Here is a 12,127-nt window from a genome sequence, read left to right on the forward strand (position 1 = left end):
AATATAACCCCTAGTAACGCGCCGTAGCCTGGCCATCGAGTAACGCACCGTCGAAGATCTCCACGTCTTCGATTTTGCGAATGTTAGCCCGATAGGACAGGCGCGCCGACTGGTTTACCCATTTAAAGGAACCATTGTTAAGAAACGGCAGCACGCCGTCGCGGATTCGTACTGCGAACTCGTCGGACGTTTCGACAGGGATGCCGGAATGGGGAAGCATGATCAGTGCGTGGCGAACCCCGGCGGTGTCCCGATAGTAAGAAAGCAGGAAGCGGAAGTCGCGCAGGAAGTGCGCTAACTGCTCGCCTAAGCAGTCGTAACGATCGGGAAGGGTTGCATCAAGCATTGTCACGGTAACGCGTCCGCCGTCTGTGCAGCGCTTCAGACCGTTGATATACTGTAACTGTTCGGCGAACGCGTCAGGGTCTTTTACGCCGACAGTATGGAACGTGATCCCTTTGTCGGTGGTTGCACTTAACGCGGTGTAATGTTCTTCCGTTGCAGCGAACATCGCCGGACGCTGCCACGTATCGCCGTCATCTGCTGCATCAGCGGCCTCCAGAATAGCTTTAATCTCTGCGGCGCGTTCTTCGTCCGACATACTCGCGTAAGCCTGCATTTCGCGAAGTGCTTCGTCGTCGGTCGTGCCCGGGAAGAGGACGACTTTACCGGGTTGCGCGCGTCCCGTAATTGGTTTAGTATCTGGGATGGTGGTTGTCACTTGTTGACCTCCACCAGCCGATTACAAATTGAACTGATTTGATGATCGGTCATATAATTAATCTCGTTGATCACGCGGTTAATGCTCTTCAAAAAAGCTCGTCCTGGCCGACGGGCTTTTTGTTTTTGTGCTGCTGTTCTTCCCTGTCTACTCTTCGTTCGCTCATGCTGCCCGGCCTCCCTTCGGTTTTTGATTCACTTCAGCGAAACGCGCCTCGCGCCATGCGTCCAGACGTGCCGGATCCCAGAAACGCTGGGACGACGTCAGCGCAACGCCTTTCGGGAAAGTGGGATCCACTTTCAGCAGTGCATAAAACTTTGTTCGGGCAATGCCCAGGTATTCGGCTGTTTGTTTACCGTTTAAAAGCATTTTCAGATCCTCTCTGTTGGTTGAACAGATCGAAACATACCCGAACAAATGGACGGCATCAAGCGAATTTCCGATGCTAAATCATATACTTAGCATCCCGTAACACGTCCCGTTACAGGACTTTCGCTAACCATTTCTGATACTTGCGGATCGCGTCTGTGACCATCTTTTGCAGCGTTTCCGGTTGATAGGTCGAGGCAACGGCGGACGCTTCACTCTTCGCCCCCTTAACATGGTTCAGGATCAGATCTGCCTCGATAAACGTTAAGCCAGTGCCGGGGTTGTTAAGCTCGTCAGCCGCCGAAAGCTGGGCGGCTGTTCTCCTTAAATCCTGGACGGTCAGTTCGGCGTTGCCGCAGGCTTTACGCATATCAGGCAACCGGTGATTGATCGCCGACGAACTGATGCCGAAGATAAATTCGCCGTCGTTGCACAGGCTCGCCAGAAGGAAGATTTTTTTCATTTCCCGGCTGATCGGTACGTTGATCGGAAAACCTGTTTTTGTCCTGCTCCCGGGTATCCGCCATAATCCCGCCGCCGTGTCGACTTCGTCCCAGCGTGCCCCGACGACCTCGCCTTTACGCAGCGGGGCGCAGATCAGCATACGCGCGGCGAGGTGAGCGGGGCGGGCGTCGTCCTCGCACAGGTAAGCCCACAACGCGCGCAACTGGTCTTTAGACAGGTAGTTTTTGCGCGGCTGTAAAGAGCGTTCAAGCGCGGCGTTGTTCTTACCCAGCAGTTTTTGCAGGGTCATCAGTGTTTCAAACGTCTGCATGTCGTACTGGCTTTCAAGGTAATGACGCATTGCCAGCAGGATGTCGCGGATCTTTTTGGCGACGTTGACGCTACGACCGGCAACCGTGCGGATCAAATTGTGCGCACCCTCGCGGGTGAAGTTCTCGATCCGGGTTTCGCCATAAGACGACAAGCGGTTACAATGTTTTTCCCAGGTGCTGACATACGTTTTAACGGTGGAGTCAGCAGGTGCAAAAGCCGGGTTGTCGATGTAGGCCCGAAACAGCGCGTTAAGGTCATGCGGTACGGCGATCGCTTCCGTCCGGGGATCTGCGCCGCGTTTAATGTTGCTCATGATCTCGCGGTGGCGTTCCTGCGCTTCTGCGAGCGTCCAGGACGAGCGCGGGCCGATCGATATGTCCTTACCCTCTTTACGGGTGATAAAGCTGCCAGTGACGCCGCCGGAAGACGTACGACGCAGCACCAGCGACAGCCCTGTAAGACCGCCGTTAAATACGGCGACCCGCATCATGTTTTTATCGGCGGGCAGCGTCAGCGCGTCGACCTGGGCTTGTTTGGTTATTTTCTTAGGTGCTTTCATATTTCAATTACCCAGCTACTTGATAAAGCACCCATTTAAACAGTGTTTCAATGTGTTTTAATGTGTTCGGCGTTGTTCTGAGATGCCCGTAATTCCCGTAACAGTAACGGGATATGGTGCCATACACCTGACGTCGAATTTCCTGATCTGGATAATGCCAGCGTAGGGAAGTCAGATGCCCTCCGGGCTATCGCTTCTTCGCGCAAGGCAGGAGCGATACCATGCAGCCTGACCTGCTTAATCTACACGCCTTACACCATTTCCGAACCCGTTCTCCGCTGACCCACTGCATGACCAACGATGTGGTGCAGACCTTTACCGCCAATGTCCTGCTGGCCCTTGGTGCATCACCGGCGATGGTGATTGAAGCCGAAGAGGCCGAACAATTCTCCGCGCTGGCCGATGCGCTGCTGATCAATGTCGGCACCCTGACCGCACCGCGCGCCCAGGCGATGCGCCGGGCGATTGAAAGCGCGGTGGCGGCGGACAAGCCCTGGACGCTCGATCCGGTAGCCGTTGGCGCGCTGGCGTACCGGACCCGTTTTTGCCAGCAAATTCTCACCCTGAAACCGGCGGCCATTCGCGGCAATGCCTCGGAAATTCTCGCGCTCGCCGGGATGAGCGCGGGCGGACGCGGCGTGGACACCACCGATACGGCAGCCAGCGCGCTGCCCGCCGCCCAGGCGCTGGCACGACAAACCAATGCGATTGTGGTGGTAACGGGGGAGGTGGATTACGTCACTGACGGGCTGCGCACCCAGACCCTGACGGGGGGCGACCCGATGATGACCCGGGTGGTGGGCACCGGCTGCGCGCTGTCGGCGGTGGTGGCGGCCAGCTGTTCGCTGCCGGGCGATCGGCTGGATAACATCGCGGCGGCCTGCGGCTGGATGAAACGGGCCGGTACCCTTGCGGCTGCCCAAAGCCGCGGGCCGGGCAGTTTTGCGGCAGCGTTCCTTGATGCCCTGTGGACACTGGGGGCACAACGATGAAACGGATTAATGCCCTGACCATTGCCGGCACCGACCCCAGCGGCGGGGCCGGGATCCAGGCCGACCTGAAAACCTTCTCCGCGCTCGGCGCATACGGCTGCTCGGTGATCACCGCCCTGGTAGCCCAGAACACCCGCGGGGTGCAGTCGGTCTATCGCATCGAACCTGATTTCGTGGCGGCGCAGCTGGAGTCGGTGTTTAGCGATGTGCGTATCGACACCACCAAGATTGGCATGCTGGCAGAGGCCGATATTGTCGAGGCCGTCGCGGAGCAGCTGCTGCGTCATCAGGTGAAGAACGTAGTGCTGGATACAGTGATGCTGGCGAAAAGTGGCGATCCGCTCCTTTCACCTTCCGCCGTCGATACGCTGCGCAAGAAACTGCTGCCGCAGGTGGCGCTCATTACCCCTAACTTACCCGAAGCCGCGGCGTTGCTGGATGCGCCCCATGCCCGCAATGAGCAGGAGATGAAAGCCCAGGGCGATGCCCTGCTGGCGATGGGGTGTGAAGCGGTGCTGATGAAGGGCGGGCATCTGGACGATCCTGAAAGTCCCGACTGGCTGTTTACCCGGGATGGAACCCTGCGTTTTACCGCCCCGCGCATCAATACCAAAAACACCCACGGCACCGGCTGCACGCTCTCGGCCGCGCTGGCGGCGCTGCGCCCGCGGCATAATAGCTGGGCGGATACGGTGCGCGAAGCCAAAGCCTGGCTCTCCTGCGCGCTGGCAGAGGCGGACACGCTGGAAGTGGGGCAGGGCATTGGTCCGGTCCATCATTTCCATGCGTGGTGGTGAAGGTTAGCGCTTATCGCTGGAAAAATCGCCACCCACGGACCAGGCTTAGGGAGCTCGCAATCCTGTGAGCCTGGAGAAAACATGCCGACAGCCCGTCGGCACTAAGGGGAGCAAACCTATGACTGATATTGCGCAGTTGCTTGGCAAAGATGCCGAAAGCCTGTTACAGCATCGTTGTATGACCATTCCAGCCGACCAGCTCTATCTGCCTGGCCATGACTACGTCGACCGCGTGATGGTCGACAACAACCGCCCGCCAGCGGTACTGCGAAACATGCAGACCCTGTATAACACCGGGCGTCTGGGGGGAACCGGCTATCTGTCGATCCTGCCGGTGGACCAGGGGGTAGAACACTCGGCCGGGGCGTCGTTTGCCGCTAACCCGCTCTATTTCGATCCGAAGAATATCGTCGAGCTGGCGATCGAGGCCGGCTGTAACTGCGTGGCCTCCACCTATGGCGTGCTGGCCTCGGTCTCGCGACGTTATGCCCACCGCATCCCGTTCCTCGTCAAGCTCAACCACAACGAAACCCTGAGCTACCCTACCGAATATGACCAGACCCTGTATGCCAGCGTCGAGCAGGCGTTCAACATGGGTGCGGTAGCGGTAGGGGCGACCATCTATTTCGGCTCGGAGCAGTCGCGCCGCCAGATAGAAGAGATCTCCGCCGCCTTTGAGCGCGCCCATGAGCTGGGCATGGTGACGGTGCTGTGGGCCTATCTGCGTAACCCGGCCTTCAATAAAGACGGTACGGATTACCACGTCTCTGCCGATTTAACCGGGCAGGCCAACCATCTGGCAGCCACCATCGGGGCGGATATCGTTAAGCAGAAAATGGCCGAGAACAACGGCGGCTATACGGCGGTCAAGTTTGGCTATACCGACGATCGGGTCTACAGCAAACTGACCAGCGATAACCCCATCGACCTGGTACGCTACCAGCTGGCGAACTGCTATATGGGCCGCGCGGGGCTGATCAACTCCGGTGGCGCGGCAGGGGGCGAGACCGATCTCACCGATGCGGTGCGCACGGCGGTGATTAATAAACGTGCGGGCGGCATGGGGCTGATCCTCGGCCGTAAGGCGTTTAAAAAATCGATGGCCGACGGCGTGAAGCTGATTAACGCCGTGCAGGACGTCTATCTCGATAAAAAAGTCACTATCGCCTAGCAATTCTGCCCCTCTTCCGTTGGAAGCGGGGCAGATGCCGGGCGGCACGTCGTTTGCCCGGCCTACAGCGACGAGAACTACTAACGAAACCTTGTTTCATTTCATTCAAATCACCCTTCCGATCCACTTCACATTTCCCCTCTCTTTTGTGAAAAGTGTCACTTCTGCCCGTGCAAATGCACAAAAAATGGTCAGCGCTTAGCGGAATTTGTCTAAGGAAGTGGATGAATTTTGCGCTTAAAGTTAGTTTCGAAACAGCTTTTCAAAATGAAAGAACACGCTGAACCTACGCCGTTTTAAGGATAAAAAATGAAAATCGAATCTGTAAACGTCACCGTCTTTCAGTATCCCACTCGCCGGGTCTCTGACAGCGCCGGACACTCCCATCCGGGACCGGAAAGCCTGGCAAAAATGGCGATGCTGACCATTACCGCAGACGATGGCACCAAAGGGTATTCATTTGCACCGCCGGAAGTGGTGCGCCCCTTTGTGGTCAACACCTTCTTTCGTAAAGTGCTGGTCGGCCAGGATGCGTTCAATCGCGAGAAGATCTGGCAGGAGCTGGCGCACTGGCAGCGCGGCAGCGCTCATCAGCTGACCGAGCGCGCGCTGGGCTTTGTTGAGCAGGCGCTGTGGGATCTGATTGGCCGCAAACTCCATATGCCCGTGTGGAAACTCCTCGGCGGCTACCGCGACAAAGTCCCGGCCTACGGCAGCACCATGTGCGGGGACGATCTGCCGGGCGGCCTCTCCACCCCGGAAGAGTACGCCAGCTTCGCTGAAAAACTGGTTGCTCGCGGCTACAAAGCTATCAAGCTCCACACCTGGATGCCGCCAGTCTCTTTCGCTCCCAATCCAAAAATGGATATCAAAGCCTGCGCCGCAGTGCGTGAAGCGGTCGGGCCGGATATCGACCTGATGATCGACGGCTACCACTGGTATAGCCGCGCGGAAGCGCTGTGGATCGGTAAGGAGCTGGAAAAACTGAATTTCGCCTGGTTTGAAGAGCCGATGGAAGAGGAGAGCATGGCCTCCTATGCCTGGCTGGCGGAAAACCTCTCCATTCCGATTATCGGGCCGGAAAGCCTGGGCGGTAAGCACCACAGCCGCGCCGACTGGGTGAAGGCGGGGGCCTGCGACATCCTGCGTGCCGGTGCCAACGGCGTGGGCGGCATTTCGCCAACCCTGAAAGTGGCGAACCTGGCCGAATCGTTTGGTATGGACTGTGAAGTGCACGGCAACGGCGCGGCGAGCCTGGCGGTGATTGGCGCGATCAAGAACTGCCGCTGGTATGAGCGCGGACTGCTGCACCCGTTCCTCGATTACGATGAGCCAGCTGCGTACTTGCACAGCCTGATCGACCCAATGGATGAAAACGGCATGGTCAGCCTGCCGACGCGCCCGGGACTCGGCGAAGAGATTAATTTTGCGTATATCGAAGCCAATACCGTCAGCCACGACTGATAAATAAAACTTCTACCCTACAAACGGTATACACAGATGAACAAAAACTCCCTCACGAGGGCGTGTTTACTCGCGCTCTCGCTGATGATGGGGAGCGGTGCGGCGTACGCGAAAACGCCGCCCGATCAGCTCATCATCGGTATGAACATGAACAACCTGCTGACCCTCGATCCGGCCGCGATGACCGGCAACGAAGTGGTCGGCATTGTGGTCAATCTCTACGATTCGCTGGTGGAACTGGACCCCAACACTCTCACTAACGTCAAACCGGCGCTGGCGAAATCCTGGGATATCTCGCCGGACGGCAAAACCCTGACCTTCCACCTGCGCGATAACGTCACTTTCCATTCCGGTAACCCGCTGACCGCCGAAGACGTGGTGTGGTCCATGCGGCGTTTACTGCACGTCAACCTTGCTCAGGCCTCGGTATGGAAATCTTACGGTTTCAGTAAGAAGAACATCGACCAGCAGATTAAGGCCCTGGATGACTACACCGTGCAGCTTACCCTGCCGAAGGCCAACGACCCACAGCTGGTGATCTACTCCCTCGGCGCGCTGGGCAACCTTGGCGTGCTGGATCGTAAAACGGTGCTCAGCCACGAGGTGAACAACGACTGGGGCAACCGCTGGCTCACCACCAACGAAGCCGGTTCCGGGCCGTTTATGCTGGAGACCTGGCAGGCAAAAGATGTGCTGCGCATGCAGCGCAATCCGCACTACTGGCGCGAAGAGCCGAAGATGAACCGCGTAGTGCTGCGCCACTTCCAGGAGTCGCAGACCCTGCGCCTGATGGTGGAGAAAGGCGATCTGGATATCGCCAGCAACATGGCGGTGGCTGACATCAACGCCCTGCGCAAGGATCCGCAGCTCACCGTCGAAGCCGTGCAGAAGGGCACGGTCTACTACGTGGCGATGAGCATGAAGGAGAAACACTTCGCCAACCCGAAAGTGCGGGAGGCGGTGCGCTATCTCATTGACTATCAGGGTATTAACAAGGCGCTGATGCCGGGCTACGGCGTGCTGCACCAGCGGCCCATCAAAGCGGGAATGCCGTCGACGCTGCCGGATCCGGGCTACAAACTCGATATTCCGCGCGCCAAAAAGCTGCTGGCGGAGGCGGGCTATCCGGAAGGTTTTGACACCACCCTGCGGGTGCTGGCGGATCAGCCGTTCCTCAATATCGCCATCGCCGTACAGTCCACGCTGATGCAGGCGGGCATCAACGCCAAAATCATTACCGGCACCGGGAATCAGATCTATGGTGCGATGCGCGAGCGTAAGTTCGACATGCTGGTGGGGCGCGGCGGCAGCGGCGTGGAACCGCATCCGCACTCCAGCCTGCGCGCGCTGGTCTATAACCCGGACAACAGCGACGCAGCCCGGTTAACCAACTTCCAGGGCTGGCGCACCGGTTTTTACGACAAGACGCTGAACGAGATGATCGATAAAGCGCTGCTGGAGCGCGATCCGCAAAAACAGATCGCCGACTACCAGCAGATTCAGGTGCGTTACGACCAGCTGATCCCCGCCCTGATCCCGCTCTCCCAGATGGTCGATTCGGTGGTGGTGCGTAACGAGGTAAAAAACTTCCAGTCGCATCCCTCCGCCACTACCTTCCTGCGGGAAGTCTACAAAACCGGAGGTGAAAAATGAGTGTTGCGATCCTCGCTCCAGGCTCCCGCACCCGGCGTTTTTCAAAACGCTTGACCCAGGTGCTGGTGACCCTGTTCGGCCTGCTGGTACTGACCTTTTTCATTGGACGCGTGATGCCGGTGGATCCGGTGCTGGCGATTGTCGGCCCGGATGCCGACCACAGCACCTATCAGCAGGTCTATCAGCAGCTGGGGTTTGATAAATCCCTGTTGACCCAGTTCGGGATCTACCTGAACAACCTGCTGCACGGCGATTTTGGCAATGCCCTGCTGACCGGCAAACCGGTGCTGGATGACATTCTGCGCGTCTTCCCGGCCACCCTGGAGCTGGCGACCATGGCGATTATTGTCGGGGCCGGTTTAGGGATCCCCCTGGGGGTGCTGGCCGCCGCGCGCCGTAACAGCGTCTCGGATTACGTGGTACGCATCATCAGCCTCGCCGGGTATTCCACGCCAATCTTCTGGGTGGGGATGATGGGACTGCTGCTGTTCTACGCCTGGCTTGGCTGGGTAGGCGGTGCCGGACGGCTGGATTTAGGGCTGGATGGCCTGGTGCCACGCCGCACCGGGCTGATGACCGTCGATGCCCTGCTGGCGGGTAACAGCGCAGTCTTCTGGAACGCCATTAACCATCTGGTGCTGCCCGCCTCGCTGCTGGGCTTCCACTCCCTGGCCTATATCAGCCGCATGACCCGCAGCTTTATGCTGGCCCAGCTGTCGCAGGAGTTCATCATCACCGCCCGGGTAAAAGGCTTAACCGAGCGGCAGGTGATCTGGAACCACGCGTTTCGCAACATCCTGGTGCAGCTGCTGACGGTGGTGGCGCTGGCCTACGGCTCATTGCTGGAAGGGGCGGTGCTGATTGAAACCGTCTTCTCCTGGCCGGGCTTTGGCTCCTATCTCACCGGCAGCCTGCTGCTGGGGGATATGAATGCGGTAATGGGCTGCGTGCTGCTGGTGGGGATGATCTTCGTGATGCTCAACCTGCTCTCCGACATGCTGTATCAACTCTTTGACCCGAGGACGAAATCATGACCGTTTCTCTGGATACACCGCTGCGCGCTTCCCGCAGCGAAGGACGCCAGCGCCTGGCGCGGATGGCCCGCCGTACCTTCGGCTTTGCCGGGCAGATGGCGCGTAACCCGCTGACGGCCATTGGCGGCGGTATTATTCTGCTGCTGTTGATCGTGGCGGCCTTCGCGCCCTGGATCGCGCCGTACAACCCGCTGGTGCAGGATCTGAATAACGCCCTGGTGGCGCCGAACGCGCAGCACTGGTTCGGCACCGACGAGTTTGGTCGGGATATCTTCAGCCGCCTGGTCTACGGCTCGCGGATCACGCTTTATATCGTGCTGCTGGTGTCGGTCACCGTCGGCCCGCTGGGGCTGCTGCTGGGGGTTACCGCCGGCTACTTTGGCGGCAAGGTGGATGCGGTGCTGATGCGCGTCACCGATATCTTTATCTCCTTCCCGAGCCTGGTGCTGGCGCTGGCGTTTGTCGCAGCGCTCGGCCCGGGGCTGGAACATGTCGTGATCGCCATTACGCTCACCGCCTGGCCGCCGATTGCCCGTCTGGCCCGCGCTGAAACCCTGTCGTTACGCCAGGCCGACTTTATCTCCGCCGTGCGTCTGCAGGGGGCCTCCCCGGTGCGGGTGCTGTGGCGCCACATCGTGCCGCTGTGCCTGCCGTCGGTGATTATCCGTATCACCATGAACATGGCCGGGATCATCCTGACCGCCGCCGGGCTGGGCTTCCTCGGCCTTGGCGCACAGCCGCCGGAGCCGGAGTGGGGGGCGATGATCTCCAGTGGCCGTACCTACATGATGGAGTGCTGGTGGGTGGTGACTATTCCGGGGCTGGCGATCCTGATTAACAGCCTGGCGTTCAACTTCTTAGGAGATGGCTTACGTGACATCCTCGATCCTCGCAGCAACTGATGTGCCGCTGCTCGATGTGCGCGATCTGCACGTCGACTTTATCAACGGACGCGCGGTCACCAACGCGGTGCGCGGCGTCTCCTTTCAGCTCGGGCGCGAGAAGCTGGCGATTGTCGGTGAGTCGGGCTCGGGGAAATCCACCGTCGGACGGGCGCTGCTGCGTCTGCACCCGGCAAAGGCGCAGATCACCGCCACCCGGATGCAGTTTGGCGATGTCGATTTACGCAGCGTCAGCGAGGCGCAGATGCGCGGCATTCGCGGCAAGCGTATTTCGATGATCATGCAGGATCCGAAGTACTCCCTGAACCCGGTGGTCTGCGTCGGGGATCAGATTGCCGAGGCCTGGCTGACCCACCATCCGGGACGCAAGGCCGAGGCGAAAGCCAAAGTGCTGGAGATGCTCGACGTGGTGCGCATTCGCCAGCCGGAGCGGGTCTATCAGCTCTATCCGCATGAGATCTCCGGCGGGCAGGGGCAGCGCATTATGATCGCTATGATGCTGATCACCGACCCGGAGCTGGTGATTGCCGATGAACCGACCTCGGCACTGGACGTCTCGGTGCGGCTGCAGGTGTTGGGGCTGCTGGACGATTTAGTCCAGTCCCGCGGGCTGGGGCTGATCTTTATCAGTCACGACATCAACCTGGTGCGCAGCTTCTGCGACCGGGTGCTGGTGATGTATGCCGGGCGGGTGGTGGAGTCCATCGCCGCCTGCGACCTGCATAACGCGCAGCACCCCTATACGCAGGGGTTAATCAACGCCCTGCCGGAGATGAATCACCGCCGTCCGGTGCTGCCGGTGTTGCAGCGTCAGGCCAGCTGGCTGACCGAATAAGGAGCGAAGATGATCGAGGTAAAAAACCTGAATCTGGCGTTCGGCGAAGGCGAGAAACGCAACCAGGTACTGTATGACATCAATATTAACGTCCAGCCAGGAGAGATTTACGGCCTGGTGGGGGAGTCGGGCTCCGGAAAAACCACCGTGCTGAAGTGCCTGGCCGGATTGTTCACCCACTGGGAGGGGGCGCTGGCGATTAACGGCCAGGCGCTGGAGCGGCGCATCAGCCCCCAGCGCTGTCGGCTGGTACAGATGGTGTTTCAGGACCCGTACGGTTCGCTGCACCCCCGGCATACCATCGGCGATATTCTGGAGGAGCCGCTGCAAATCCACGGCATCAACGACCGGGACCGGCGTATTCACGGCTTGCTGGATAAAGTTGGCCTCAACCGCGCCTTTCGTGACCGCTACCCGCATCAGCTCTCCGGCGGCCAGCGTCAGCGCGTGGCCATCGCCCGGGCGTTGATCCTGGAGCCGCAGGTGCTGTTGCTGGATGAACCTACCTCAGCCCTGGATGTCTCGGTGCAGGCGGAGATCTTAAACCTGCTGGCGGAGCTGCAGCGCGAGTCGAAGCTCACCTACCTGATGGTGACCCACGACCTGGGGGTGATCGCCCATCTGTGCCAGAAGGTGGCGGTGATGCAGTACGGGAAAATCCTGGAAACGTTGACGGTGGACGACCTGGTGGCGGGGCAGGCCAAAACCGATTACACCCGGATGCTGGTTAACGCCAGCCAGCAGTACTCCCGCGAGATGGCCCGGGAGGTGGCGGTCTATTAGTGTGTATAGTGCGGGCTGTTGCCGGGTGGCGGCTTCGCCTTACCCGGCCTACAAAACCCGTAGGCCCGCG

General features: G+C 59.4%; 12 protein-coding genes. 9 read left to right on the top strand and 3 right to left on the bottom strand.

What is annotated here, in order from left to right; genetic code table 11:
* Positions 1–10: 10 nt before the first annotated feature.
* From DVA43_RS02520 to DVA43_RS02530, 3 genes are all read right to left on the bottom strand, one after another.
* The gene (locus DVA43_RS02520) at positions 11–601 is read right to left on the bottom strand and encodes a hypothetical protein (protein WP_147271008.1); all 591 of its coding nucleotides are present in this window, start codon (positions 599–601) and stop codon (positions 11–13) included.
* A gap of 282 nt (positions 602–883) precedes the next feature.
* Positions 884–1,090 (bottom strand): AlpA family transcriptional regulator, encoded by a 207-nt coding sequence (locus DVA43_RS02525; RefSeq protein ID WP_114314482.1) that lies wholly within the window; start codon positions 1,088–1,090, stop codon positions 884–886.
* Between the two features lie 112 nt (positions 1,091–1,202).
* On the bottom strand, positions 1,203–2,426 hold the full coding sequence (locus DVA43_RS02530; RefSeq protein WP_114314483.1) for a tyrosine-type recombinase/integrase: 1,224 nt from the start codon (positions 2,424–2,426) through the stop codon (positions 1,203–1,205).
* A 221-nt stretch (positions 2,427–2,647) separates the two neighbouring features.
* Between DVA43_RS02530 and thiM the strand changes: the two genes are divergently transcribed.
* The 9 genes from thiM (at position 2,648) to DVA43_RS02575 (ending at position 12,057) form a co-directional block, all read left to right on the top strand.
* Positions 2,648–3,418 (top strand): hydroxyethylthiazole kinase, encoded by a 771-nt coding sequence (gene thiM / locus DVA43_RS02535; protein WP_114314484.1) that lies wholly within the window; start codon positions 2,648–2,650, stop codon positions 3,416–3,418.
* Complete coding sequence (thiD, locus tag DVA43_RS02540; protein WP_114314485.1) at positions 3,415–4,215, top strand: bifunctional hydroxymethylpyrimidine kinase/phosphomethylpyrimidine kinase; 801 nt, start codon at positions 3,415–3,417, stop codon at positions 4,213–4,215. The genes thiM and thiD overlap by 4 nt, the downstream gene beginning before the upstream one ends.
* 118 nt (positions 4,216–4,333) lie before the next feature.
* Positions 4,334–5,386: a class I fructose-bisphosphate aldolase gene (gene fbaB / locus DVA43_RS02545; RefSeq protein WP_103180254.1), complete on the top strand. Its 1,053-nt coding sequence runs from the start codon at positions 4,334–4,336 to the stop codon at positions 5,384–5,386.
* A 309-nt stretch (positions 5,387–5,695) separates the two neighbouring features.
* Positions 5,696–6,850, top strand: coding sequence for a mandelate racemase family protein (locus DVA43_RS02550; protein ID WP_114314486.1), 1,155 nt, complete (start codon positions 5,696–5,698; stop codon positions 6,848–6,850).
* 36 nt (positions 6,851–6,886) lie between these two features.
* Entirely contained in the window at positions 6,887–8,503 is a 1,617-nt protein-coding gene (locus DVA43_RS02555) for an ABC transporter substrate-binding protein (RefSeq protein ID WP_114314487.1), read from the top strand.
* Positions 8,500–9,537 carry an ABC transporter permease gene (locus tag DVA43_RS02560; RefSeq protein WP_103180251.1) on the top strand — a complete coding sequence of 346 codons (1,038 nt, stop codon included), beginning with the start codon at positions 8,500–8,502 and terminating at the stop codon, positions 9,535–9,537. Before DVA43_RS02555 ends, DVA43_RS02560 begins: the two co-directional genes overlap by 4 nt.
* Positions 9,534–10,439 carry an ABC transporter permease gene (locus DVA43_RS02565; protein WP_103825056.1) on the top strand — a complete coding sequence of 302 codons (906 nt, stop codon included), beginning with the start codon at positions 9,534–9,536 and terminating at the stop codon, positions 10,437–10,439. The genes DVA43_RS02560 and DVA43_RS02565 overlap by 4 nt, the downstream gene beginning before the upstream one ends.
* Entirely contained in the window at positions 10,411–11,274 is an 864-nt protein-coding gene (locus DVA43_RS02570) for an ABC transporter ATP-binding protein (RefSeq protein WP_114317057.1), read from the top strand. The genes DVA43_RS02565 and DVA43_RS02570 overlap by 29 nt, the downstream gene beginning before the upstream one ends.
* 9 nt (positions 11,275–11,283) lie before the next feature.
* A complete protein-coding gene (locus DVA43_RS02575) occupies positions 11,284–12,057 on the top strand; it encodes an ABC transporter ATP-binding protein (RefSeq protein WP_114314488.1) in 774 nt (257 codons plus the stop codon).
* Positions 12,058–12,127: the final 70 nt, after the last annotated feature.

The organism is Leclercia sp. W6, assembly GCF_003336345.1.
GTDB lineage: Bacteria > Pseudomonadota > Gammaproteobacteria > Enterobacterales > Enterobacteriaceae > Enterobacter.